At 62.5% G+C, this 23,725-nt stretch carries 20 protein-coding genes and 5 pseudogenes; 9 read left to right on the top strand and 16 right to left on the bottom strand.

Going from position 1 to position 23,725, the window contains the following annotated elements; translation table 11 throughout:
• Positions 1-19: 19 nt before the first annotated feature.
• Positions 20-1,492: an amidophosphoribosyltransferase gene (purF, locus tag NJU76_RS16865; RefSeq protein WP_254532502.1), complete on the bottom strand. Its 1,473-nt coding sequence runs from the start codon at positions 1,490-1,492 to the stop codon at positions 20-22.
• A 322-nt stretch (positions 1,493-1,814) separates the two neighbouring features.
• On the opposite strand from purF, the gene NJU76_RS16860 reads away from it, so the two are divergent.
• Positions 1,815-3,590 carry a MutS-related protein gene (locus tag NJU76_RS16860; protein WP_254530512.1) on the top strand — a complete coding sequence of 592 codons (1,776 nt, stop codon included), beginning with the start codon at positions 1,815-1,817 and terminating at the stop codon, positions 3,588-3,590.
• Between the two features lie 184 nt (positions 3,591-3,774).
• Here the strand turns inward: NJU76_RS16860 and NJU76_RS16855 are convergent, their stop codons facing one another.
• Positions 3,775-4,308 carry a DUF6735 family protein gene (locus NJU76_RS16855; protein ID WP_254530511.1) on the bottom strand — a complete coding sequence of 178 codons (534 nt, stop codon included), beginning with the start codon at positions 4,306-4,308 and terminating at the stop codon, positions 3,775-3,777.
• Positions 4,309-5,006: 698 nt separating this feature from the next.
• Here NJU76_RS16855 and NJU76_RS16850 point away from each other — a divergent pair.
• Complete coding sequence (locus NJU76_RS16850; RefSeq protein WP_254530510.1) at positions 5,007-5,666, top strand: HAD family hydrolase; 660 nt, start codon at positions 5,007-5,009, stop codon at positions 5,664-5,666.
• Positions 5,667-5,708: 42 nt separating this feature from the next.
• Here the strand turns inward: NJU76_RS16850 and NJU76_RS16845 are convergent, their stop codons facing one another.
• Both NJU76_RS16845 and NJU76_RS26740 read right to left on the bottom strand, forming a co-directional pair.
• Positions 5,709-6,206: an SRPBCC domain-containing protein gene (locus tag NJU76_RS16845; protein WP_254530509.1), complete on the bottom strand. Its 498-nt coding sequence runs from the start codon at positions 6,204-6,206 to the stop codon at positions 5,709-5,711.
• 193 nt (positions 6,207-6,399) lie between these two features.
• Positions 6,400-6,531, bottom strand: a pseudogene (locus NJU76_RS26740) (DNA protection protein DPS); the annotation flags it as partial.
• A 112-nt stretch (positions 6,532-6,643) separates the two neighbouring features.
• Here NJU76_RS26740 and NJU76_RS16840 point away from each other — a divergent pair.
• Entirely contained in the window at positions 6,644-7,912 is a 1,269-nt protein-coding gene (locus NJU76_RS16840) for a DUF7405 family protein (RefSeq protein WP_254530508.1), read from the top strand.
• Between the two features lies 1 nt (position 7,913).
• Here the strand turns inward: NJU76_RS16840 and NJU76_RS16835 are convergent.
• Together NJU76_RS16835 and NJU76_RS26735 are read right to left on the bottom strand one after the other, a co-directional pair.
• Positions 7,914-8,365, bottom strand: a pseudogene (locus NJU76_RS16835) (DUF393 domain-containing protein).
• Positions 8,366-8,451: 86 nt separating this feature from the next.
• Positions 8,452-8,825: pseudogene (locus NJU76_RS26735) on the bottom strand (2Fe-2S iron-sulfur cluster-binding protein).
• A gap of 129 nt (positions 8,826-8,954) precedes the next feature.
• On the opposite strand from NJU76_RS26735, the gene NJU76_RS16825 reads away from it, so the two are divergent.
• Together NJU76_RS16825 and NJU76_RS16820 are read left to right on the top strand one after the other, a co-directional pair.
• Positions 8,955-9,761 carry an NAD-dependent epimerase/dehydratase family protein gene (locus tag NJU76_RS16825; RefSeq protein ID WP_254530507.1) on the top strand — a complete coding sequence of 269 codons (807 nt, stop codon included), beginning with the start codon at positions 8,955-8,957 and terminating at the stop codon, positions 9,759-9,761.
• Positions 9,762-9,892: 131 nt separating this feature from the next.
• Positions 9,893-10,114, top strand: coding sequence for a DUF7535 family protein (locus NJU76_RS16820; protein ID WP_254530506.1), 222 nt, complete (start codon positions 9,893-9,895; stop codon positions 10,112-10,114).
• A 218-nt stretch (positions 10,115-10,332) separates the two neighbouring features.
• Here NJU76_RS16820 and NJU76_RS16815 read toward each other — a convergent pair whose 3' ends face one another.
• Both NJU76_RS16815 and NJU76_RS16810 read right to left on the bottom strand, forming a co-directional pair.
• Complete coding sequence (locus NJU76_RS16815; RefSeq protein ID WP_254530505.1) at positions 10,333-11,343, bottom strand: glutathione S-transferase family protein; 1,011 nt, start codon at positions 11,341-11,343, stop codon at positions 10,333-10,335.
• Between the two features lie 102 nt (positions 11,344-11,445).
• Positions 11,446-12,435 carry a calcium/sodium antiporter gene (locus NJU76_RS16810; protein ID WP_254530504.1) on the bottom strand — a complete coding sequence of 330 codons (990 nt, stop codon included), beginning with the start codon at positions 12,433-12,435 and terminating at the stop codon, positions 11,446-11,448.
• A gap of 116 nt (positions 12,436-12,551) precedes the next feature.
• Here NJU76_RS16810 and NJU76_RS16805 point away from each other — a divergent pair, with 116 nt between their 5' ends.
• On the top strand, positions 12,552-13,619 hold the full coding sequence (locus NJU76_RS16805) for a DNA methyltransferase (protein ID WP_254530503.1): 1,068 nt from the start codon (positions 12,552-12,554) through the stop codon (positions 13,617-13,619).
• 291 nt (positions 13,620-13,910) lie between these two features.
• Here NJU76_RS16805 and NJU76_RS16800 read toward each other — a convergent pair whose 3' ends face one another.
• Complete coding sequence (locus NJU76_RS16800; RefSeq protein WP_254530502.1) at positions 13,911-14,573, bottom strand: potassium channel family protein; 663 nt, start codon at positions 14,571-14,573, stop codon at positions 13,911-13,913.
• 217 nt (positions 14,574-14,790) lie between these two features.
• Here NJU76_RS16800 and NJU76_RS16795 point away from each other — a divergent pair, with 217 nt between their 5' ends.
• A complete protein-coding gene (locus NJU76_RS16795; protein ID WP_254530501.1) occupies positions 14,791-16,251 on the top strand; it encodes an NCS2 family permease in 1,461 nt (486 codons plus the stop codon).
• Positions 16,252-16,369: 118 nt separating this feature from the next.
• On the top strand, positions 16,370-16,627 hold the full coding sequence (locus NJU76_RS16790) for a glutathione S-transferase N-terminal domain-containing protein (RefSeq protein ID WP_254530500.1): 258 nt from the start codon (positions 16,370-16,372) through the stop codon (positions 16,625-16,627).
• Between the two features lie 173 nt (positions 16,628-16,800).
• On the opposite strand, the gene NJU76_RS16785 is transcribed toward NJU76_RS16790, so the two are convergent.
• Positions 16,801-17,766, bottom strand: a complete 966-nt coding sequence (locus tag NJU76_RS16785) for a transcriptional regulator (protein WP_254530499.1) — start codon at positions 17,764-17,766, stop codon at positions 16,801-16,803.
• 165 nt (positions 17,767-17,931) lie between these two features.
• Here NJU76_RS16785 and NJU76_RS16780 point away from each other — a divergent pair, with 165 nt between their 5' ends.
• A complete protein-coding gene (locus NJU76_RS16780) occupies positions 17,932-19,224 on the top strand; it encodes a tRNA(Ile)(2)-agmatinylcytidine synthase (RefSeq protein ID WP_254530498.1) in 1,293 nt (430 codons plus the stop codon).
• A gap of 271 nt (positions 19,225-19,495) precedes the next feature.
• Here NJU76_RS16780 and NJU76_RS16775 read toward each other — a convergent pair whose 3' ends face one another.
• The 6 genes and pseudogenes from NJU76_RS16775 to NJU76_RS16750 form a co-directional block, all read right to left on the bottom strand.
• The gene (locus NJU76_RS16775; protein ID WP_254530497.1) at positions 19,496-19,699 is read right to left on the bottom strand and encodes a VNG_1110C family protein; all 204 of its coding nucleotides are present in this window, start codon (positions 19,697-19,699) and stop codon (positions 19,496-19,498) included.
• A gap of 154 nt (positions 19,700-19,853) precedes the next feature.
• Positions 19,854-20,753, bottom strand: a pseudogene (locus tag NJU76_RS16770) (RNA-guided endonuclease InsQ/TnpB family protein); the annotation flags it as partial.
• Positions 20,754-20,786: 33 nt separating this feature from the next.
• On the bottom strand, positions 20,787-21,617 hold the full coding sequence (locus NJU76_RS16765) for an IS5 family transposase (RefSeq protein WP_254530496.1): 831 nt from the start codon (positions 21,615-21,617) through the stop codon (positions 20,787-20,789).
• A 73-nt stretch (positions 21,618-21,690) separates the two neighbouring features.
• Positions 21,691-22,026, bottom strand: a pseudogene (locus NJU76_RS16760) (RNA-guided endonuclease TnpB family protein); the annotation flags it as partial.
• 147 nt (positions 22,027-22,173) lie between these two features.
• Complete coding sequence (locus NJU76_RS16755; RefSeq protein WP_254530494.1) at positions 22,174-22,710, bottom strand: DUF7122 family protein; 537 nt, start codon at positions 22,708-22,710, stop codon at positions 22,174-22,176.
• On the bottom strand, positions 22,707-23,618 hold the full coding sequence (locus NJU76_RS16750) for an RsmB/NOP family class I SAM-dependent RNA methyltransferase (RefSeq protein WP_254530493.1): 912 nt from the start codon (positions 23,616-23,618) through the stop codon (positions 22,707-22,709). The genes NJU76_RS16755 and NJU76_RS16750 overlap by 4 nt, the downstream gene beginning before the upstream one ends.
• Positions 23,619-23,725 lie beyond the last annotated feature (107 nt).

The raw sequence follows: 23,725 nt of genomic DNA, 5'->3' as shown, positions 1-23,725 counted from the left end.
TTACCACAATCCTGTGATATTAGTCGTCCGCGTGCATCGGTTGCCCGCCGAGGTCGGGACAGCTCACGTCGCGGTCGGTCTCTTCCCCCTCGATGTCGTAGGGGTACTCGCCCGTCACACAACCGAGACAGAGGTCGATGCGTTCCTGCTCTAAGACGTCAGCGACTGCGTCGGTCGAGAGGTATGCGAGACTGTCGGCGGCGATTTCCCTGCGGATTTCGTCGGTCGATTTGTCCGAGGCGATCAGCTCATCGCGGGTCGCCATGTCGATTCCCATGTAACAGGGGGCGACGATGGCGGGCGCACCGATTCTGACGTGAACCTCCTCGGCGCCGCAATCTTTGAGCAGTTGGACGAGTTGGGTCGAGGTCGTCCCGCGGACGATGCTGTCGTCGATCACGGTGACGGTTTTCCCTTCGACAGTCGACTTGATCGGATTGAGCTTGAGCCGAACGGCGCGTTCGCGCTCGTCTTGAGTTGGCATGATGAACGTTCGGCCGACGTATCGATTCTTCATCAACCCCTCGGCGAACTCGACGCCTTCGTCGTCCCCGGCTCGTGGTTCGCTGTCGGCGGTCGTCTCGCTCGCGGCGTCGGCGTACCCCGAGGCGAACGCGCGTCCGGAGTCGGGGACTGGCATCACGACGTCTGTCTCGACGCCGCTTTCCTCCCAGAGTCTGCGGCCGAGTTCGCGCCGGGCTTCGTAGACGAGCGTCCCGTCGATAACGCTGTCGGGTCGCGCGAAGTAGACGTGTTCGAAAAAGCAGTGGGCCGTGTGTTCCTGTTCGACGAGCTGGTACGTGTCGAATCCCTGTCCACCGTCCTGGAGGACGACCAGTTCGCCCGGTCGAACGTCGCGGACGAGTTCCCCGTCGAGGGTGTCTATCGCCGCCGACTCGGATGCCAGAATGTAGCCGTCCTCGAGTTCCCCGATACAAAGCGGTCGATTACCCCGTGGGTCACGCACGCCGAGGATCGTATCGTCGTGGCTGATCGTCAGCGAATACGACCCGTGGATCCGACCCATAGTGCGTTTGACCGCTCGGACCAGATCCTCCTCTAAGAGGTTCCGTGCGAGGTCGTGGGCGATGACCTCCGTGTCGCCGTCGCTGGTGAACGCGTGGCCCGCGGCGGCGAGTTCGTCGCGGATCTCGTCGGCGTTGACGAGGTTGCCGTTGTGCGAGAGGCCGAGCGAACCGCTCTTGAACGAGACGGAGAAGGGCTGCGCACAGGACGAATCGACGGAACCGGCCGTTGGATAGCGCACGTGGCCGATTCCCGCCGACCCGTTGAGCGTATCGAGGTCGTCCTCACCGAATGCGTCCCCCACGAGCCCCATCTCGACGTGACTGTGCTGCTGGAACCCGTCATGGGTCACGATACCCGCCGATTCCTGCCCTCGATGCTGGAGTGCGTAGAGCGCGTAGTACAACGGTCGTGCCGCGTCCCGACCGTCTAGTGAGACGCCGACGACGCCACACTTTTCGGTCATTCCTGTTCGCCGGGGAGTCTCGCCCCGCCCATCAGTCATGAGAGTGAGTAGGGCGCCGAGTCGATAAAAATCCCCGTGTTTGTGCTTCTACGGTCTCCTTCTCACCCCACTGCTGTTCACGTTCGTGGATATCTATCGCGCGCCGACGCGCTCGCTCCCGCGGTGGAACGCGAGTCGTGGGTCGGCACGAGTGATCTACGCTCAGCGCTGATCGACCCGGTGAGGCGACTCTCGTCTGCGAGGGCCATCGGACGTCGTATCGGTCCGTGGGTGACAGGCCGATGACACAGCGTTCAAGGCGGTCGCCTCGAGTGCAGGGAGTATGCGACTCGAGGAGTACTGGGGAGTCGGCCCGAAGACGCGCGAGACGCTGGTCGACGAACTGGGAAGGGAGGAGGCGATCCGGGCGATCGAAAGCGGGGACGTGCGGGCGCTTTCCGATGCCGGCCTCGCCCGCGGCAGGGCGACGCGCATCCTACGCAGGGCGACGGGCGGCGCCGGAATAGATATTCTGGCGACCGGTGACGCCCGGTCGGCATACAAGGAACTGGTGGACCTCGCCGTCGGTCACGCCGTCACCCAGCGCGCGGCCGATCGGATTCGAGTGCTCACGCCGCTCGCCAGCCGCGACGCGATGGAGGACCGACTCGAGGACGTCCTCACGGCCCGCGACGCCTGGGCCGATCTTTCCGACGACGATCGCATCGCCGTCCTCGATGCCTACGATCGCTACGACGAGCGTGACGGCAGCGAACGCGCCGCCGTCGAGGCTGCACTGGCCCTGCTCGAGGCGGGGGTCGACTCCGGACCGTTCGCCGTCATCGCCGACCTCGACGGCGACCGGTTGGTCGAGGCTGCAGAGGCGCTAGCCGCGCTCGACGGGAGCCGAGTGCGTGACGGCGCGGACGAAGAACTCGACCGATTGCGCGATGCACTTGGAGCGGTCGAGGACGTGGACGCGAATGCGCTCTCGTTGATCGAGGACCTCCGTTCGGAGGGCGTCCGCGACGTCGAGGGGTTCCGCCAGTCGTTCGAGGACTACCTCCTGAGCGAGACGGCCGTAACGATCGATCAGGTCCGAGAAGCAATGCCGACCGATGCGACTGATGCGACAGATTTCGTCGGCGAAACGTTGCGTACGCTCCGAAGCGACCTTACCGCGGCCATCGACGAGCGCGAGGAAGCCGTCGCGAACGAGTTTCGCGACACGCTCGAGGACGCTCGCGAGGGCGTCGCGCAGGCCGTCGAGGCGGTCGACGACATCGCGCTGCATCTCTCGCTCGCGCGCTTCGCGCTCGAGTACGACTGTTCGCGTCCCGTGTTCGTCGACGGTGGGGCGGCCACCGTCTCCGTGATCAACGCGCGGAATCTCACGCTTGCCTCGCGCGACGACGAGACCGTCCAGTCGATCACGTATGCGCTCGGCGAGCACGGCATCACGAGCGTCCCTGCAGGCGTCGACTCCGTCCCTGGCGAGGAGCGCGTCGCCGTCCTGACGGGTGCGAATAGCGGTGGGAAGACGACCCTGCTCGAGACGCTGTGTCAGGTCGTTCTGCTAGCGTCGATGGGGTTGCCGGTCCCGGCCGATCGCGCCGAGGTGACGCCGGTTGACTCCCTGGTCTTTCACAGACGGCACGCGAGCTTCAACGCTGGCGTCCTCGAGTCGACGCTGCGGTCTATCGTTCCGCCGCTCTCGACGGACGGGCGCACCCTGATGCTGGTCGATGAGTTCGAGGCGATCACGGAGCCGGGTAGCGCTGCGGATCTGCTTCACGGCCTGGTTACGCTTTCCGTCGATCGCGACGCCCTCGGCGTATTCGTCACCCACCTCGCCGACGATCTCGAGCCGTTGCCGTCCGACGCGCGGGTCGACGGTATCTTCGCCGAAGGGCTGAGCCCCGATCTCGAGTTACTCGTCGACTACCAGCCTCGATTCGGGACGGTCGGGCGTTCGACGCCCGAATTCATCGTCTCGCGGCTGGTCGCGAACGCGACCGACCGGAGCGAACGGGTCGGCTTCGAAACGCTGGCGGAGGCCGTTGGTAACGACGTCGTTCAGCGCACACTCGCGGACACGCGATGGGCGTCCGGCGAGTGAGTTCAGTTCAACCGGGCCGGTCCTCACCGTCGGTTTTGTCTGCCCCATCGTCCGCGTCAGTCCCATCTGTACTGTCTTTCGCGTCAGTCCCGTCTCTACGATCAGACGCGTCTGGCTCCTGTGTATTATCGGACGCGTCCGACCCGTAGAGCTGATCCTCGGAATCCCGCTTCTGAGTCTCGAGCTAGCGGTCAGACCTCGAGGCGTCCGTCCGGTCAGGATCAGTCGCAGGCACGTCGTCGTAGGTGTAAACCGCGGCGTCCAGTTCATCGCAGATTCGAGCCTCGAGATACGCCTGGGCGGCTCGCCGCGAGAGCGCGCCCATCTCGATGACGTCCGCCAGTGTCGTCTTGGTCGACCGAAACCAGACCCTGAGCGCGCGGTCATCGGCGGGTTCGACCGCGACGGCCGCGCCCCGACCGCTGTCCCACCCACCGCCCCACTCGAGCCAGCAGACTCGAAAGGAGTCGACCGCGTGCTCGGCCGCCGGTGTGACGAGATACAGCGCTTCGTGAATGCACGGATCGAGATAATCCGTCAAAATACGATCGCGTGTGATGGAGTCCGTTAGCACGTCGCGTTCGATCGCGCCGTTGGCGCAGGGGGGTTCGGCGGTTATTCGATCGGTGAACGACAGCGACTCGCCCCCCCAGTGACTGTATTGGAGATCGTAGAGCCAATCCGGTCGCCGGTAGGCGACCAGCGCCCTATGTCCCATCGTCCACCCGACTGAAACCGCGTCGATCGGCTGCATCGATCGGAACGATCGAGACGACGGCCTCGACCGCACCGACGCTCGTTCGAGGTGCGTTGATGGAGATCACGGGGACTCTGGCCGCCCGTCAGTACTTGAACCTGCGGACGGGGATACGTCCGAACGTCTCTCGACTGGCTGCGCCACCTGCCACCACCCAGTCGAGCGGGCGAATCCGACGAGAAATACCATTCCAGCGAGGCGAACCCCGCGGCGAATACGCGGCGAGACTGCGACGCCGGACAGCGTCGAATCGGCCGCGGGATCACTCCGTCGCTCCCACGCGAGCCGACTCGCGAGATCGGTCCTCGACGCGTATGCAGCGAGACGATCCCAGATCCGTGGCGGAAAGAACAACAGCAAGGCGGAGACCATGGCGAACGGAAAGGCACCGAGACGAATGCGAACGAACGCTCGAGCCGACAACGATATCGTCAGATCACCGCCCGTCGTCGAGGTCGGGTCGGATCGAGCGGTCGTCACAGGAGGCCCGGCATCGTCGATCCTGGATTTCAACGGCCGTAGTAGTATTTTCTACTTAGAGAGAAGTCGAGAATTGACGGCCGTATGCTCTCGACAACGAATGCGATCGCGCACGGACCGGCGCGAAATCGTCCGGAAGGCAAAACACCGAAATTCGTTCGTGCCCTATCGCAGACCACATGAGCACCGGGACGGCGTACGACGCAATTGTCTTCGACAACGACGGCGTGTTGACGACGCCAACGGAGCGGGACGTACTGGTCGAGGCGATGCACGACGCCTTCGAAACCGTCGGCGTCACTGAACCGCCGACCGATCACGTCGATACGCTCTTGCGCCCCGACGTCTGCTCGTTGCGGCGTATCGCGGACGATCACGGAATCGACCCCGAGGAACTCTGGACCGCCCGCGAAGATGCGGCGATCGCGGTTCAACTCACCGAACTTCGGACGGGTCGGAAACGACACTACGACGACGTCGCAACACTCGAGTCGCTGTCGGTCCCGACTGGGATCGTCAGTAATAACCAGCACGAGACGATCGGGAACATCATCGAACACTGCGACCTTGGTGGGTTCGACGTCTGGTACGGCCGCGAGCCGACGCTCGAGGGGATCGAGCGCAAGAAACCCACTCCGTACTATCTGGAACGAGCGTTCGCGGACCTCGACGTCGAAAATCCGCTGTACGTGGGCGATAGCAGGGTCGACATCGCTGCGGCCGACGCGGCCGGCGTCGACGCGGCGTTCATCCGTCGCGATCACCGCATGGGTTACGAGCTCTTGACCGAACCGGCACACGAAATCGAGTCGCTCTCGCGGCTGTCGGAGTTGGTTTGAGACCGGATCGCGGAACGGACGGCCGACTTCCAGAAGAGCGGGTCAGGCGGCGATACTCGCCGACCGCTCGGCTCGAGCCGCGATTGCGTCGTTCATCGTCGTGAACGATTCTTCGACGCGAGCGTGATCGAAGACTAACGGGACGAGCACGCCACGAACCGTCTCCCGGTGGAGTAGTCGCGTGCGGCCACTATCGGTGGACCGTGAACCCGACGGAGATTCCGACCAGTCGGATCGCTCACCGTCGTCGATCGGCTCGAGGCGGAACTCGTGGTACCGATCGAACGCGAACGGCACGACCAGCCGATCGAGCCAGGCGAGTCGCCGGTGGGGTTCGATCGCCACGACTGCGGGCCGAATGGGGCGACGACCGAGTGCAGACGACCGATCGCGTCCCCGACGCGCACCGTCTTCGACGGCGACGCCGACGATCGTTCGGCAGATCGGATCCCACTCGGGATAGCTCTCGAACGAGCGGAGCGCGTCCCAGACGACCGGCGGCGGAGCGTCGATATCGGCGAATACTTCGACTTCTTTCATATTTATTGGTACCACACATCACGCCATGGCTGTGTCGGTGCGACAGTGGTTCGATCGGGTCGACCGCCACAAACGACGTCGAGGGTCGCAGATCTAGTCGCTCGGGGCCGCGATCCGAGGTAGCCGGGTCCCGACGGCTACGGTTACGTACCGAGATCCGAAGCGACCGAAAGACGAGTCGCGACTGGCCCGCTCACGCACTGTCGTTGAATTGATGGTTCGTCGAGAGCGGTGCGTCACCGGGTTCGCCACGAACGAAGTGGCCCGGAGGAATGATCTCGCCGTCTCGCTCCATCGAGAGGAATTCGACGAACCACGCTTCGTAAATGTATCCATTTCGGAACGGTACGTCGCTGAGTGTACGTGTTCGGGATGAGCCGATAATCGAGAGTGATGGGACCGCAATCCCCTTCTGCGACGGGCACTCAGGTACGTCCATGCACGGATCGGATCGTGGACTCTCGCGTCGCGGGTTCGTTCGTAGCGCCGTCGCCACCGGCGGTGCGAGCGCGCTCGCCGCGTGCCTCCAGCGCGAGGAGACCGAAGACGTGCCACAGGCGACCCTCGCTCCGGAAGACCTCCCCCGACGCCAGCACGCCTGGAACGAGTTTCTCTCGACCGACGAGTACGGAAACGTACGACCTCCCGAACACCACCTCCTGCTCGGCCTCGAGTACGTCGGGGACAACCCCGCCGATGCGTCCGACGAACGCGACCGACTCGAGGCCGCGTTCCGGACGCTCGAGAAGGCGTACGAGCGGGGAAACGGGGGCCTGGTGTTCGTAATCGGCTACAGCCCGGCGTACTTCGACCGGTTCGACGCAGTCCTCCCCGACGGTGTCGATTTGCCCAAACCACGCGCGCTCGCACCGATCGAGGATCCCACGATCGACGAGTATGACGCGCTCGTTCACCTGGCCAGCGACTACGGTCACGTCACTCTGAGTGCCGAGGAAGCCCTAAAAGGGAAACTCGAGCAACTAAACGGCCTCGAGGTCGAGGGGACGATCGACGGAATCTTCGACGTCGCGGACCGACGGACGGGGTTCATCGGGCGTGGCCTCCCGGCAGCGCGCCAGTCCGGCGTCAGTGGCATTCCGGAGAGCGACCCCGTCCCGGAAGATGCACCGATGTTCATGGGGTTCAAATCCGGGTTCAGGCAGAACCAGGCGACTGAGGATCGTGTGACGATTCAGGACGGGCCGTTCAGCGGTGGAACGACGATTCACCTCTCGAAGATTCAGCTCCACCTCCACCAGTGGTACGAGCAAGACAGCCGCGCCCAGCGCGTCGCCAAGATGTTCTCGCCGTCTCACGCCGCGGACGACCGAGTCGAGGGTGCCGGCCACAACCTCGGCGATTCGAGCGGGATCACCGATATTCCGGGTAGCGCGGCCGAGGTCGCCCAGGAGGAAGGCACGGTCGGCCACGCCCAGAAGGCCGTCCGCGCTCGAGAGGACGGCGAACCGATCATCCTTCGACGGGACTTCGACTCGACCGACGACGATACGGCGGCCACACACTTCCTTTCGCTGCAACGCTCGATCGCAGATTTCGTGAAGACACGCGAGGCGATGACAGGGTCCGACCTCTCCGTCACGCGATCGAACAGCGGCATCCTGCAGTATCTCACCGTTCACTCCCGCGCGAACTACCTCGTTCCGCCGCGCAGGCTCCGCGCCTTGCCCGTGCCGAATCCGGCGTGACTCACCTCGAGTCTAGCGGTACGTGCGTTCGGTTGCTCGCCGCCGCTACCTCGTCGAACAACGCCGCGGCGTCGTCCATCAGCGGATAGGCGTCGTGGTACGGATCGATTCGCGATTGGCGTCGGAGACGAATTGGACGGCGTCTGCGAACCGTTCGTATCGCTCGTCGACGAGATCCTGAACCAGAACAGGCATTCCAGCGCGATTACACAGTTCGGTGGCGGCGGCTCGACCGGCCCAGATCGTCTCGGCCTCGATATCGGCGAAGAAGAGCGCGGACGGGGCCGAACCGAACTACGCCTCGAGAACGTCCTGTGCGGCCACGTCGTCCCACGGGACGATGCCCACGCGCTCGAGTTGCCACATCGCAGTCGAGGCCGCCGAGCAGAATGGACAGTCGCCATCGTAGAGTAAAACGCCGGTGAACTGCGATGCCTGCGGTGCGGTCGGCACCGTTATGGTCGATCGTAGGACAGCAATCGGGAAAACGTTCGGCGAGCGGATGCCAGTAGTCGGTCGCGCCGGTGTAGCGTCCGCCGCTATCCGAGCTTCGATCGTCCGGGCGGTTGGTCGTGTTCGGCGCGATGCTGAAGCAGTTCGTCGTCGCGCTCGACCTCGATGACGCAGTCCGAACGGGGACGGGCGACACAGGTGAGAACGAATCCGCTTCCTCGTCTTCTGGGTAATACCGCTTGGCCCGGCTGTGATCCACCTCGTCGGAGAGCACTTTCGCACCGCAGGTGATACACCTCCCCTGCTGGCAGTCCGCGGACAGCCAGAGGCCCGCGGCCCGGCCTGCCGCGAGGATCGACTCGTCTTCGCCGACCTCGACCGTCCGCGACTCGCCGGCGGCACCTATGTCGGCGTCCTCTGGGACCAGCAGTTCGACCGACCACCTCGTGGAGGAAGTCACGGATAGACGTACGGCTGGTCGGGAAAAACGCTGTAGTCGACCAGTACCGACCCGCCGTCGTCGAGCCGGACCCTCGTGACCGGAACGCGCTGGGTCGGCCTATTTCAGCGGCGCCGGTGTCCGTTCCATATGACGCGTATCGCCATCACCGGCGTGACGGGGAACGTCGGCCGCGAAGCCATCGACGCGTTTCCCGACGACGACCACGAGTTGACGTTGTTCTCCCACAGCGAAACCGACGAGCTGGATGCGACGCCGCTCGAGATCACCGATCGAGAGGCGTTCGTCGACGTTCTCGAGGGCCAGGACGTCCTGATTCACCTCGCTGCGAACCCCTCCCCGCGGGCTGCGTGGGACGAATTGCGCGGACCGAACGTCGACGGTCTTTACAATGCCTTCGAAGCCGCAGTCGAGAACGACCTCGAGCGAGTCGTCTTTTCGAGTTCAAACCACGCGGTCAACATGCACAATACGGTCTCGGTGGTCAGACCCGAGTCGACGGTCGCCACTCCCGCTATCGTTCGTCCGGACGGGCGGGCAGATCCGGACACCTTCTACGGCGTTACGAAGGTCTTCGGCGAAGCGATGGGGTCGTACTACGCGAAGCGACACGGGTTCGACGTGGTGAATCTACGCATCGGCTGGCTCCTTACGCGGGACGAACTCCGCCAGGAGTGTCGAGAACGTGACGGTGCCGGCGAGCGCTTCGCCCGCGCGATGTGGATCAGTCCCGGTGACTGCCGACGGGTACTCAACGCGGCCGCGACGTCTACGCTCGAGGATTCACCGCTGATCGCCCACGGAATCTCTGACAATTCCGAGCGGTTCCTTTCGCTGGCCGAGACGATGCAGACCCTCGAGTACCGCCCCCAGGACGATTCCGAGGCCGTACTGAGCAACGACTCGAACGGCCGCGAGGGGCTCGAGACGACGTAATAGTCAGTCGATCGACACCTGTGAGCGATCGTACAGTTCCTCGGCAGTCGACTGCCGACTCACCCCGTTCGGGACCGTCGGCGACCCGCGGAGTCGAAAGACGGAATAGCGACACGTTCGTACCGTCGCATATGTCAATCAAGGTGTCCGAGTCGACGGGCTACGGGCCGAATACGCAGATGTCCGTATTCGGGTACGTAATGGCCGCGATCCTCGTCATTATTCTCCTGCCGCTGCTCCCGGTCATCGTTCTCGCGTGGATCCTCTGGAAAGTGTTCGTCTCGGCCGAAGACATCGAGCACAGCTTTGCGGACTGGCGCCGAGAATCCGGCCGCCCGCCGAGCGGTTCCTGAAATCGACCGTCCGTCTTCTGTTCGAGTCGGACGGCCAGCACCCGGCCAGACGGCTGTCCGGCCAGTATCCGGCAGATCCACGGTTCGGCAGACCCGCTATCCGGTTCGAGCCAGATCCGATTCAGCGTTCGTCTCGTCATACGGACTACTGTACGTCATTGCCGGTGCAACCGCGACCGTCCTGCGGGTGCACCGGTACATCGGTACAGCAGACCGTATCAGTCGTCGGCGCCCGTCGCAGCGACGAGGTCGGCAGGCGGGTCGCCCGGTAGTTCGTCGCGGGCGTGCGGTGCGTCGAAGTGCAGGTCGGGTCCTCGAGCGACGATTCGGTTGGGATTCACGCCCGGGTGCGTCGTGTAGTAGTGCTCTTTGATGTGGCGCATGTCGACCGTCTCGGCGACGCCCGGCGTCTGATACAGATCGCGGAGGTACGGCCAGAGATTCTCGTACTCCCGGATGTACTGGACGTTACACATGAAGTGGGTGTGATATACAGTATCAAACCTGACGAGCGTCGTGAACATCGCGACATCGGCCTCCGTCAATCGATCGCCTGCGAGGTATCGCCGGTCGGCGAGCGCCGCGTCCCAGTGATCGAGCGCCGAAAAGAGGGCCTCGACCGCCTCGTCGTAAGGGGCCTGTTTCGTCGCGAAGCCGGCTCGATAGACGCCGTTGTTGATTGGGTCGTAAATCTCGTCGATGATCCGGTCGGCGTCGTCCTGGTAGCCGTCAGGGTAAAGGTCCACGTCCCGCGTCGTGTACTCGTCGAACGCAGTATCCAACAGTCGCATGATTTCTTCGGACTCGTTGTTGACGATGGTATCCGTCTTCGTGTCCCAGAGAACGGGCACTGTCACGCGGCAGGTCACGTCCGGGTCTGCGCGGACGTACAGCTCTCGGAGATAGTCCGAATCGTGTACGTGATCGCGCGTACATCCGGCTTTCTCGGGCGTGAATTGCCAGCCGTCCTCGTCACGGTACGGGTCGACGACCGAGACGGGAATCGCGTCTTCGAGTCCTTTCAGGGCCCGCGTCACGAGGGTCCGGTGGGCCCACGGGCACGCGTATGAAACGTAGAGGCGGTACCGACCAGCGCTCGGCTGGAACTGAGCGTCGGAATCGTCCCGGACCGCATCCCGAAACGTCGTCTCCAGACGTTCGAACGAACCGTCGTCGCCGGTCGACTCCGACACGTCGGTTCGCCACTCACCGTCGACGAGCATGTTCATACGAACGGTAACGAATCCTGGATACAAATGGCCTCGCTAACACTCACGTCACCGGACGCGCCCGACCACCGACGGTCTTCCGACATCGGTCGGATTCTCGAGTCAGACCACCGCACTCACGATCCAGTACCCCGCACCGAGCGCGACCAAGACGACTCCCTCGAGGCGGGTCAGCCGTCTCCCCGTCGCGAGCACCGCCGTCGCGAATGCGGTCAGGACGGTGAGCCATATCAGTGCGAGGAAGACGGCTGGATCAGCCGCGAGCGGGCGGACCATCGCAGCGAGACCAAGTACGCCCAAGACGTTGAAAACGTTCGAGCCGATGACGTTGCCCGCGGCGATACCGACGTCGCCCGCGCGAGCGGCCACGACCGAGGTTACAAATTCTGGCAGTGAGGTGCCGGCCGCGACGACGGTCGCGGCGATCACCCACTCCGACACCCCGACGGCCGTAGCGACCCTGACAGCCGAATCGATTACCACTCGCCCACCCACGACGAGCAGCACGAGTCCGACGAGGACGCGGATCATCTCGAGGCCGAGACGGAGTTCGTCACCAGTGTGTTCGTCGGGCGGTCCCACACGGGGTAGACGATCCACCTCCGTATTCGCAAGGTCCTGTGATCCCGTGTCGTTCGAGGCCCGAATTGCGACGCCGAGCACTCCGAAATACCCGATCAACAGCGCGACGAGGATCGCTCCCTCGAGTCGCGAGGCTGTCCCGTTCGCGAGAACGCCAGCCGCGACGGCCGTCGAAGCCGCCATCGCGAGTGCGTCCCGCCGGATCACCGTCTGCGAGACGCGAAACGGTGAGAGGATGGCCACGACGCCGAGGGTAACGGCGATGTTGAACAGATTCGAGCCGATGACGTTCCCGACCGCGATATCGCCTCGCCCCTCGAGCGCCGCCTCGGTGGATACCACGGCCTCCGGGGACGACGTTCCGAACGCGACTACCGTGAGGCCGATGACGAGTGCGGAGACGCCGGCGGCGCTGGCGAGTTTGGACGCGCCGGTCACGAGCGATCGGGCACCGATCCACAGGGCGAGGAGGCCGACGACGAGCCGGACGACGTCTCCGATGGGCAACATCGTCGCAGTCTCCTTCGTCCGGATCCGTCAAAAGTTGGGCGGGTGACCCACTGGTCGACGACACGCGACCAGACGATGCTGCAAGCGTTTAAGCGGCCTGGGTGAACACTCGAGGTATGGCAGACGACGGGGACCGACACCGCCAGAGTCGCCTGTTTACGGACGATGATGGCGGGTTCGATGCTGATCGCGCACGGGAAGAATCCCTGCCGGTCGAAGACGGCGAAGTGATCGATACCGACGAGTTAGCCGATCACCAGCGCTACATCGAGGGAAGAGGGATATACGACGAGCGCAACCGGGTGAACGATCTCACTGGGAAGGAGTGGAAGTACGCCACCAAATCCGTAATCGCCGAGAGCTACCCCCCGGACGTCCAACACGACCTCCGCAGCGAACACGGAGGGCAGAAACCGCCGCGTCTCTGCGCCGACCTGATCGGCCGGTTCACATCGGCCGGCGACACCGTCCTCGATCCCTTCGCGGGCGTCGGCGGCACGTTACTCGGCGCGAGCTTTTGCGAGTACGAGGGCACCGGCCTCCGTGACGCCATCGGCTTCGAGCGAACCGAACGCTGGATCGAGATCTATCGCGAGGTTCTCGAGCACGAAAACGAGGACCGTCGCGCGCGAGGAGATCCACCGCTTGCCGACCAGGACATGCGCCACGGCGACTGCGCCGAGTTGATCGCGGACGTTCCCGATGATTCGGTGGATCTCCTGCTGACCGACGTTCCGTACTGGCACATGGACGAACTCGAGCAGACGCGTAACGAGCGCCGGACCCGCGAGAGTAAGCTCGGCTCGTTCGACGGCGTCGCATCCGACGAGAACGACGACGAGGTCGATACAACCGACGCGCTTGCAGGGCACCAGTCGAAAGCCGATTGGCTCGCTAACATGGCAGCAAAATTCGATCGGTTTACGGACGCCGTCACACCGGGCGGCCACGTGGTCGTCTTCATCGGCGACATGTACCGCGAGCAATCGTACGAGTTCCTCTCGGCGGATCTTGCGCGAGCGATCGAGTCGACCGCCCCGGTAACGCTCGCAGCGAACATTATCTGGCACGATCCAACGAAAGACCTCCACGTCTACGGGTACCCGTTTTCGTTCGTCCCCTCGATGGTCCACCAGAACGTCCTTGTCTTTCGACTCGAGGACGTGGGTGATACGCATACCTGACAACGTCTGACTCGCGTCGGCTGGTCGTCTGACGCGGTTTTATTTACGGGTACGGTGACGAATCGAACGGGCGCGTTGGCGGTCCCACTCCCACTCCCCCTCCCCATCCCCCCATCCCCCAATCCGTCTTCGCGCCTCGTGGCGTTTTTCTCCCGTGGTCGGCACGGACGAACACGCCGTCGGACTGCCACTGTCGAAATGCAACCACCGACTGACGGATAGGCAAACGACTACTGCTCGAGTCACTCCGGTTCGTGACACGCTACATGACAGTTCGAGAGCACAGAGCGATCACGAATGAGTCGGCAGCAGCGAGGACCGAACCTCGTACGCTCGCTCGGTCTCTGTGATGACCGCAACCTCGTCGCCGACGGCGAGTTCCGTCCCAGGTAACGGGATCGTCAGTGGTTCACGAGCCCGGCCGTGAGCGTAGATCCGGGCGGATTCGGGTAACTCGAGTTCACTCATCCGCTTGCCGACTGCCGGCGACCCGTCTTTGATCTCGAGGACCGTCAATTGGAGATTCTCCGCGAGGTCCGCGACGACGTTGAAATCGCCGCCGAGCAAGGCCGTTTTTGCGCCAGCAGCACCGAGACGCTCGGGATAGATGATATCGTCGACTTCTTCGGCGTATTTCTCGTAGATATCTTCGCGGTAGTCCTCGTCGATGCGCAGAACGGTCCGACAGCCGTGGTGCGTCCCGACCATGCAGGCTGCGAAATTGACGTTGAGATCGGGGGTGAACGCACCGATCGCGTGGGCGGTTTCGATCCCCGCCTCGACGAGTACGTCTTCGTCGGAACCGTCACCCTGTACCGTCTCGAATCCGGCGGCGGCGGCCCGCTCGATCCGGTCGACGTCGCTGTCGACGATAACGACTTCGTGTCCCTCTTCGAGAAGGATCGTTGCCGTCCGCGATCCGACCCGTCCGTATCCCATGATAACAAACTTCATGTTGGCACAGTACGTGGCCGGAGATGAAATACGTTAGTCCATCGGTCGTCCGACCCACCCGTCGAGCACGCACGGTACCGCGTTCTGCAATCTCTCGAGGCGAGCGGAAGAGGGGGGCACTTCGCAGCGGTTCGTTTATTAACGAATGACGTGCTTCTTGCGAATATTGGGGTCGGAACTTTTAACTTAGCTGTCTTGTAATGCTCGAGCGTCCAATATGGGGTCCGTAGATCAACTCGGAGCGTATTTCGGATTCGACGAACACGATACAGACTTCAAAACAGAACTGATCGCTGGGATGACGACGTTCTTGGCGATGTCGTACATCATCGTCGTCAACCCGTCGATCCTGATGACGGCGATAATGGGCTTCAACGAGGAGGGCCAGATGAACGCGGAGACGACCATCAACGGGGCCGTCTACAGTGCGAACGAGGTGTTTCAGATGCTCGCCATCTCGACGATCCTCGCGTCGGTCGTCGCGATGCTCGTCATGGCGTTCTACGCCAAACGGCCGTTCGGACTCGCGCCCGGCATGGGCCTCAATGCGTTCTTTACCTTCACCGTCGTCATCGGATTGGGTGTTCCGTGGCAGACCGCTCTCGCGGCAGTCTTCGTGGAGGGGATCATCTTCATCTTTCTCACGGCCGTCGGGGCTCGAAAGTACATCATCAATCTCTTCCCCCAGCCGGTGAAATTCTCGGTCGGCGCGGGTATCGGTGTGTTCCTCCTGTTTATCGGCCTTCAGGAAATGCAACTCGTCGCGTCCGACCCGGCGACGATGGTTACGCTGGGGAGCATCGCGCAGAATCCTGCCGCGGTGCTCGCTGTGGCTGGACTCTTCCTTACGTTCGTCCTCTGGGCACGCGGCGTGAAAGGTGCGATCATCGTCGGTATCTTCAGCACGGCAGTCACCGGATGGGCCCTTCTGTACGCCGGTGTTGCGAGCGCAAGCGCACTCGCACCGCCGACACTTCTCACGGAGTCAGGATCGGTCAGCTTCGAATCCGTGACGTCGCCGCACTACGATATTACACCACTGATCGGCGCGTTCATCGAGGGACTGAGCGATATCGAACCGCTCACGTTCGCACTCGTCGTATTCACGTTCTTCTTCGTCGACTTCTTCGACACAGCCGGGACGCTCATCGGCGTTTCGCAGTTCGGCGGGTTCTTGGACGAAGATGGCGAGTTGCCCGAGATCGAGAAACCGCTCATGGCCGACGCAATCGGGACGACGGTCGGTGCGATGATCGGGACGTCGACCGTGACGACCTACATCGAGTCCTCCGCCGGGGTCGAAGAAGGTGGAAGCACCGGATTCACCGCCCTCGTCGTCGCGGTTTTATTTGTGATATCGCTCGTCGCGGTGCCGCTCGTCGCCGCGATCCCTGCCTACGCGTCGTACATCGCGCTGGTCGCCGTCGGTATCATGATGCTTCGGGGGGTCCTCGACATCGACTGGCAGGATCCCGCGTGGGCGATTTCGGCCGGACTGACTATTACCATCATGCCGCTCACCTATTCGATTTCGAACGGCCTCGCAGCGGGTATCATCTCCTTCCCGCTCATCAAATCGGCGATGGGTGAATACGAGGACGTCCCGCTCGGACAGTGGATTCTTGCGATCGTCCTCGTGGGCTACTTCTACGTGTCCACGAGCGGCATGCTCGGCTAACGTCGCTCCGACGGTACCGACTCGGTCACCGAACCACTTTTCGCGACACTGTTCTTCCGCAGGAACGTACCCACGACCGCTGCGTTCTTACTCCTCGAGACGTGTACCTTACGACACTGTGGCAGACATTACGATGTACGACCTTCCCGGCTGTCCGTACTGTGCGAGGGTCCGCTCGAAGCTCGACGAACTCGGTCTCGATTACGACGTCATCGAGGTCCCCCGTTCACACGGCGATCGGACCGAGGTCGAGCGAGTCAGCGGCCAGACGGGAGTACCCGTTATCACCGACGAATCGAACGGTGTAGAGGGCATGAACGAGAGCGCCGACATCGTCGAGTACTTAGAGGAGACGTACGGCGACGGCGCGAGTTAGATTGGGGTCACCGTCCACGACAGTCGGAGGTGGGAAGCGGCGACGCCAACTGACGATATTCGTCGATGGGGTGTCGTCCTGTGGTGGGAGAATCGATCGGTATCGACGCGCTCAACGGCGCTTCAATCAGGTGATCGAACGAACCGTGATTCGATTCGCATCGTCGAACTCGATCAGGCAGCCTCTTCTCGTTCGGAGCGCTCGCGGATGACATCTCGCAGTTCGTCTGCGTTGCGGAGTTGCGCGAGTTCGTCGCGTTCGACCAGCGCAGTGCCATCGACAGATTCCCGTTTCGCCCTGTCGACGACGTAGATCGATCGCGTGCGGGTGACGTTGCCGATCGAACTCATGATCCGTGCGCGTTTCTCCGCGGCCTTCGTGAACTTTGAATGACCGGTGAGGACGACGTCGCTGTCGTCTTCGTCCTCGCTGACCGCCGTAAACGGCGACCGAACCGTCGGGTGAACCCTGTACCCGGCTCGGGTGAGGACGGCGACAACCTGTTCGTCGTCCGGGTCCGCTTCCGGATCGTCAGGTGTCGCCTCGCTCTCGTGGACTTCGTCTGCCCCATCGAGGACGTCGACGGGGCTGGTCAATGGAGCCTCGAACAGTTCCTCGAGCGCCATCGCGACCTCGACGGACGCGTTCATACCGTCTTCGTACTTCGAGACAGTTCGACGTGAGACGCCGAGTTCACTGGCGAGTTGACCCAGGCTCCAGTCGCGGTCCTCGCGTTCGTCTGCCAGCAGGTCGCCGTCGATGTTGACGTAGAGACCGCCTGGAGCGGCGTAAATCAACGGTGGGACGCTTTCGATAAACAGGTTGTACGCCGTGTCTGGACTGAAGACGGGGACGCCGTGACGGAAGTAGACGACGTCCGGCTTGAGATCCTCGTCGCGACTGCGGAGCCCGATGACGAGCGGCGTCGCCTGGAGATAGGTTCCCAGACGTCGCATCTCGTGGCCCGTCGCCTCGTTGAACGCGTCGATGTTCGCGAGGATCTTGACCAGGATTAGATCTTCGCTGCGCCGTGCAGCGATATCGAAACTCTTCGGCCGGATCGCACACCGGTCGCTGACCACGAATCCCGCGTCCTCTAACATCGCGGTAACGTTGCCGACCAGTGCCGAACGGGACATACGGGGAGGTAAGCGATTCTTCCTATAAGACATTTTCCCCGAGATGTCGGTGTGCCGGGTTGCGATTGAGGCCCGTATCGGGAGAATACTTTTGTACCCCCGTTCACCAGCGTTGCTGGTGAGCGTCCCGAAAGGGGTTACTCGACGGGGCTGCAAGAATCGACGATGACCATTGTGGGGATCGACGATACTGACTCGCGCGAGCGGGGGATGTGCACGACCTTCGTCGCCGCGGAGATCGCCGACCACCTCCGCAAGCGGTGCTCTTCGATCGTCTCGAGGATTCTTCTCGTCCGGCTCAATCCGGCTGTCGAGTACAAGACGCGGGGGAACGCCGCACTGGCGATCCACACCGACTGCGACCCTGAGCTGGCGTTTGCGATCGCACGCGAGCGACTCGAGGACCTGGCCGAAACGGCGGACGATCGAACGAACCCTGGACTTGTCGTCGCTGACCTCGATCCCGACGAACGCGAAACGCCCACCGACGTCGATCGATTCGCGCACTCGGCGATCCGCGATCACCTGGAGATTGCCGATGCCGTGGCGCTGCTCGAGCGACACGAGTATCGATCGTGGCACGCTGGCGACGGTCGTGGACGGATCGGCGCGCTGGCAGCGATCGGCGCCTGGGAGGTGCTCGAGGAGTGGACGTACGAGTACATCTCCTACCGCGAGACAGACCGCTGGGGTACGCCACGCGAGGTCGAACGCGAGAGCGTCTTCGCGGCAGCAGACTGGGGCTATCCCGACGTCTGGGACACGGTCGACCGCGGCGAGGGCGAAACTGTCTGTGTCCCCCACACGCCGGGCCCGATCCTGCATGGGATTCGCGGAGACGACCCGGAGGCGGTTCAGTCGGTCGCCGAACGCACCGAAAGCGAACCAGTCGCCGAAAGCCAGTTGTTCGTCACCAATCAGGGGACGGACGGCCATCTCCAATCTGGCGGGATCGGAACCGTCGAGGATGGGCGGGCCTACCAGCTCGAGGGCCGAATCGCGACCGAACCGGAGACCCGTCGAGGCGGTCACGTCTTCCTCGGCCTCGATGCGCCGACCGCTGACGGTGCCCCGCGGCGGCTCACGTGTGCGGCCTTCGAGCCGACGAAGCGCTTCAGGGATCACGTGCGGTCGCTCCGGATCGGCGATCGAATCACCGCCTGCGGCGAGGTGTCCGATGGCACCCTCAAACTCGAGAAGATTGCCGTCCGCGACCTCGTCAGGACCGAGCGAGTGACGCCGACTTGCCCCGACTGCGGACGGACGATGGAGAGCGCCGGTCGAACCCAGGGCTACCGCTGCCGTGACTGTGGAACGTCGCGGAACGAGAAGGCCGACCAACGGCTCGAACGCGACCTCGAGCCCGGCTGGTACGAGGTCCCGCCGTGTGCGCGCCGACACATTTCGAAGCCGCTCGTCCGCGGCGGATTCGACGCACCGACTCATCCCGAACGGTGAGCGACCAGTTTCGCGTCTCGACCGGCCGGTGCTCGAGCTGTCGAGAGAGGGTATCGTGGACCCTGGATCGGAGGTCGGTGACCGATACGTTGGGCCGAGGGCCGACTCGTCTCGCGGTTGATCCACCCAGTCGCCGGCGAAATTCGGCGTCAGGGAACGTCGCAGATACCGACGGAGTTAGCGGCTGATGCAGACGGAATCGGCGATGGATACCGGCGACCCGATCGCAACGCGAATCTGAACCGATTTTCGGTCGGGACGCGACGCGAAATTAGCGAACGCGTACCCCGTGGCGCGACAGAAACTCGCTGGCCGCTTTGATCTCGACGGGGCTGCCGATGATTCGATAGGCGTGTTCACCTTCCGGAAAGACGGTGACGGTGAACTCGTCGACGAGCTGCTGTTCGAGTCCCTCGAGCACCTCCCGAGGGAGGATTATCTGGGTGCTATCTCGCAGCTGCGTCGCGTCGGGCATAGGTAAGTGGTTCGTACGCCGTGGTTTATGTGTGTCGAAATTCCGTTGTCATTGGTAATGGATCGGGTGGTACTACCGACGTCTATCGGACGCGCGACCGACGACCGCCAGTCGCAATTCAGCAGGGAAACGAGAATCGTGAATCGCCTCGGGGTCACGCCCCGAGGCTTCCTGCTTCTATGACGCGCTTTGCAGACACCTGAGTGGTGTCCGTAGGGAGCGCAGTCTCCACGGGCGTTGATTCGGGCCATCCCAGCCCTAACTCCTGAAAACCACTCTGCAACACGTTCAACGATGCGTTCGCATCACGGTCACACTCAAACCCACAACTCGGACAAGAGTGTTCCCGAACCCAGATGGGTTTTTCCGACTCCACACCACATTGAGCGCACTCTTTCGTCGTGCCTCGTGCTTCAACCTGAACGACACGCGTGCCGTACAGGTCGCCCTTGTATTCGAGCAACGTGATGAACTGCCGCCACGCCGCATCATGCTTGTTGCGAGCGTTGCCGTCTTCCTGAAGCATTCCAGTTACGTCGAGGTCTTCAACGAACACGGCGTCGTACTCTGTGACGAGCCACGTCGTGAGTTTGTGCTGGTAGTCAAGCACCTTCCGACGAAGGTGTCGCTTGATCTTGGCTACTTCCTTTCGCTGCTTCTCGTAGTTGTTCGAGCTGTTCTCCTTCCGCGAGAGTGTGCGTTGCTCTCGGCGTAGTCGTTCGTACTCGTCTTCGAGGTCGAGCCAATCAACGGTCTCCCCGTCGCTCGTGTGGATGTAGTTGAGAATTCCGAGGTCGATACCCACGCTGTTGTTCGTGTTGAGCGACTCTACGTCGGGTTTCTCGGGCAGGTTGGCGTCGTCGGTTTCCAGTCCGAAAGAGACGAACCATTCGCCGGTTGTCTCCTTTTTGATGGTGACTTCTTTGATGTCGGCGTGGTTAGGGATTTCGCGGTGGTAGCGAACCCGTATGTCTCCGACTTTGGAGAGTTCTACCGTTGCATGTCGGCCACTCGTGTTTTTGAGTTCGAAGCCAGACTGCGAATACGTCAGACTCGGCTCTATTGAATCCGCAGAGGGCGACGGGATTCATTGTTTGACGGCTTGTTCGACGTTATAGACTGCGGCTGCGAGAGCGATTTCACGGAACTGGCGATACCATGCACGCGCTCGGACGGCGGAGCCGTACGAGCGCTTGATCACCGAGTTCACGGTTTCACAGATTGAGCGCTGGTTGTAGAGTTCATCCTCTATCCGCGCATTGTGCGCGTGATCGTAGGGTGCGAAGACGCGATGTTTGATCAGTGGTCTTACGCCTTCAGCACGAAGCTCTTCGCGGAAGCTCATGTCGTCGTAGCCTTTGTCAGCGGCGAGGCTGAGCAGGTCGCCGGCGTTGCGCCGGGCGACCTGCGGCCCGATGTTGGTTCCGTTAGGCCACTTCGTGCTGCAGTGAACGTCGATAACCGCGCCCTGCGCGGTATCGACGAGAAACGTCGCTTGTATCGTCCGTACGTCTCGGTCACACCGGTTGAGATAGTGGGTTGATGCCTGTCGACGGTCGAAGTACGTGGCGTCAATGGCGGCGTGACCAGACTGCTCGAGCAGCTCCGACGAAAGTCGGAGCAGCTCTCGCCAGATCCGCATCGGCGCTCGGTCAAACGACTTGCAGAGCGCGGATGGGCCGGGGAGCTCGCCGCGCTTGAGATTGAGCGCGGCTCGTACCCGCTCCATCTCTTCGGCCCAATCGAGGACTTCTTCGAGCGTTGCTTCCATGTGAAGCCGGAGAAAATGCAGGACAGCGTGCTTCCAGCCGGCAACTCCGTTGCCGGCAGGATGGCTGATCTGCATCAGCGCTGCATCAGTAAGTTTTCGTGCGATCGACACAGCCTGTTTAACGAAGCGGAAGAGAGTCTTTTGCACAAAGCTTCCTCTGCCGCTTCAATTCAATCATTCTGACGACTTACCCCGACGCCGTCAGTGGATTCAATAGAACCGTCAGACTCTGATACTCAGTCGGGGATTTCCACTTGAGTTTCCCGACCTTGTGCCCGTTCTGTTTCTTCTTTTTGAGGTTTGTGAGGTTCTGATAGAACCGTGTGACGGTTCGTTGCAGAGCCTTCGAGTTGACCTCTGAGAAGACGGGGAACTTGTCTTTCCAACCGGGAAGTCGGTAGTGGTGTTTGTACGCCGACCCGATGTTGTCGGCGTCAACGTTCTGGTATTCGTATCGCGTGTAGTTGTACGCTTGGCGATGAACGTCGATATGGTATTCCAGTCGCTCCGCCACTGCTTGTGTCGGGTAAGCGTGGTAGCGGTGACTGTATTCCATCGCTGTCTCTTGAGTAGAAGTGTGTTCACTTAATGGTGTGTTTCACGGGTTGTCGGATTCATCCCCGAGGTCAAGTTTCGGGGCGTTCTCCTTGCACTCCAGTAAAAGCGCCGCGCACGCGTCGTCTCACCCGTGACTCAACCAGTACTACGACTCGAGGGTTCGCTGGCGACCTTTCGGCACCATCGAGCGGAGCTCGCCGTGGACGAACAGGCCGACACCGAGCGGTTCGCGTTCGCCCGCGACATCGTGAGCGGCGATGAGATACCCCCAGTCGCCGTCCCACTCGAGTTCCTGATCCTCGCCCGCGGCGAATCGTCGGGCCTCGTCGCGATTGAGGTCGATCACGCACTCGGTCGCCACCCGGCCGAAGCGCTGGACGAAGTCCGTCGTCGGTTTCCAGTGTTCCTGCCGTGTTCGTAGACAGGTCATCCCGATCGCTTCGATTTCGATCGGTGACAGGGCTTCGCCGCGGTAAATCCAGATTTTGCCCGCTCCCTTCTCCCAGAACGTGTAGTCGTCGAACGTTTCTGGGGGGAAGGCGAACCGGTCCGCGAAGTAGTCGACGACTGCCGTCCTCGTGGCCCGACCCTCGACGGTTCGGTCCACCTCGGTTTCGGGCAATCGGTCGAATCGCCGGCCAACGTTCGTCTCCAGATCGTCACCGTCGCGTCCGTCGGTCATTCCTCGGTCACCTCCAATTTCGCGACGAAAAAGCCGCCGGTGTCGTTCTGGTGTGGATAGATCCGGCTCGCTCGTTCGAGATTCGAATCGAATTCCTCGTCCATCCACGCCGTCAGGCCCGGGGAGTGCTCGAGTTCGAGTTCGAACTCGACGAGGCGACACGATTCGGTCTCCAGTGCGTGCTGGACGACTGCCTCGTTCTCCTCCGGGGCGAACGTACACGTCGAATAGACGACGACCCCGCCCGTTCGAGTAGCCTGCACGGCTCGTCGGAGGATCCCTTTCTGTATCCCAGAGACGGAGGAAATGTGTCCCTCGGACCAGTTGTCGAGCGCATCGGGGTTCTTTCGGATCGTTCCCTCGCAGGAACAGGGTGCATCGACCAGTGCCCGGTCGAACGCGTCGAAGTCGAACCGCTCGAGCGAGTACGTCCGCGCGTCGGCGTTCGTCACTGCGAGGCTGGTCGCACCGAGGCGCTCCGCGTTGAATCGCAGTGCCGAGATGCGACCCAGGTTGTTGTCGTTCGCGACGACCGTCCCCCGGTCGCTCATGCGCGCGGCGAGTTGTGTCGTCTTCCCACCGGGAGCCGCACAGCAATCCCAGACCCGCTCGCCCGCTTCGGGATCGAGGACGACCGGCGGGACGGCCGAAACCTCCTCCTGGCCGTGCGTGAACCCGTGAAAGGACGTCCACGTCGATCCCGGCGAATCGGTTTCCAGGCGGAGGACCCGTGGATTCCAGTCCGCCTGCTCGTACTCGACCCCCTCTCGCTCGAGGGCTGCGATCGTTCGGTCGACCGAGGCCTTGATCGTGTTCACGCGGACGGCGTTACCGAGTGGCCGCTCACAGGCCGTCAGAAACGCGTCGAAATCGTCGATGATCGATCGATACCGCTCGAGTGGCTCCATCGGACACGATTTCGGTGGCCCGCCGCTTGTGGGTTTCGAAGCGGTCGGAATTACTAGGCTCGTCGAAGACCGTCTCGTCGACGCTCACGGACGAGGGATACGAGTCG

The organism is Natrinema gelatinilyticum, assembly GCF_024266705.1.
In the GTDB taxonomy this organism is placed as follows: Archaea; Halobacteriota; Halobacteria; order Halobacteriales; family Natrialbaceae; genus Natrinema; species Natrinema gelatinilyticum.
Note: the sequence above shows the minus strand (reverse complement) of the source record. Positions and strands in the feature narration are given on the sequence as shown.

What these genes read in the sequence shown, in the direction of transcription:
- NJU76_RS16775 (WP_254530497.1), bottom strand. Translation starts at nt 19,699, where the DNA reads ATGCCCGACGCGACGCAGCTGCGAGATAGCACCCAGATAATCCTCCCT.
- NJU76_RS16755 (WP_254530494.1), bottom strand. Translation starts at nt 22,710, where the DNA reads ATGACCGACGGACGCGACGGTGACGATCTGGAGACGAACGTTGGCCGG.
- NJU76_RS16850 (WP_254530510.1), top strand. Translation starts at nt 5,007, where the DNA reads ATGAGCACCGGGACGGCGTACGACGCAATTGTCTTCGACAACGACGGC.
- NJU76_RS16845 (WP_254530509.1), bottom strand. Translation starts at nt 6,206, where the DNA reads ATGAAAGAAGTCGAAGTATTCGCCGATATCGACGCTCCGCCGCCGGTC.
- NJU76_RS16825 (WP_254530507.1), top strand. Translation starts at nt 8,955, where the DNA reads ATGACGCGTATCGCCATCACCGGCGTGACGGGGAACGTCGGCCGCGAA.
- NJU76_RS16780 (WP_254530498.1), top strand. Translation starts at nt 17,932, where the DNA reads ATGACCATTGTGGGGATCGACGATACTGACTCGCGCGAGCGGGGGATG.
- NJU76_RS16820 (WP_254530506.1), top strand. Translation starts at nt 9,893, where the DNA reads ATGTCAATCAAGGTGTCCGAGTCGACGGGCTACGGGCCGAATACGCAG.
- purF (WP_254532502.1), bottom strand. Translation starts at nt 1,492, where the DNA reads ATGACCGAAAAGTGTGGCGTCGTCGGCGTCTCACTAGACGGTCGGGAC.
- NJU76_RS16855 (WP_254530511.1), bottom strand. Translation starts at nt 4,308, where the DNA reads ATGGGACATAGGGCGCTGGTCGCCTACCGGCGACCGGATTGGCTCTAC.
- NJU76_RS16800 (WP_254530502.1), bottom strand. Translation starts at nt 14,573, where the DNA reads ATGAAGTTTGTTATCATGGGATACGGACGGGTCGGATCGCGGACGGCA.
- NJU76_RS16750 (WP_254530493.1), bottom strand. Translation starts at nt 23,618, where the DNA reads ATGGAGCCACTCGAGCGGTATCGATCGATCATCGACGATTTCGACGCG.
- NJU76_RS16840 (WP_254530508.1), top strand. Translation starts at nt 6,644, where the DNA reads ATGCACGGATCGGATCGTGGACTCTCGCGTCGCGGGTTCGTTCGTAGC.
- NJU76_RS16815 (WP_254530505.1), bottom strand. Translation starts at nt 11,343, where the DNA reads ATGAACATGCTCGTCGACGGTGAGTGGCGAACCGACGTGTCGGAGTCG.
- NJU76_RS16805 (WP_254530503.1), top strand. Translation starts at nt 12,552, where the DNA reads ATGGCAGACGACGGGGACCGACACCGCCAGAGTCGCCTGTTTACGGAC.
- NJU76_RS16785 (WP_254530499.1), bottom strand. Translation starts at nt 17,766, where the DNA reads ATGTCCCGTTCGGCACTGGTCGGCAACGTTACCGCGATGTTAGAGGAC.
- NJU76_RS16795 (WP_254530501.1), top strand. Translation starts at nt 14,791, where the DNA reads ATGGGGTCCGTAGATCAACTCGGAGCGTATTTCGGATTCGACGAACAC.
- NJU76_RS16860 (WP_254530512.1), top strand. Translation starts at nt 1,815, where the DNA reads ATGCGACTCGAGGAGTACTGGGGAGTCGGCCCGAAGACGCGCGAGACG.
- NJU76_RS16810 (WP_254530504.1), bottom strand. Translation starts at nt 12,435, where the DNA reads ATGTTGCCCATCGGAGACGTCGTCCGGCTCGTCGTCGGCCTCCTCGCC.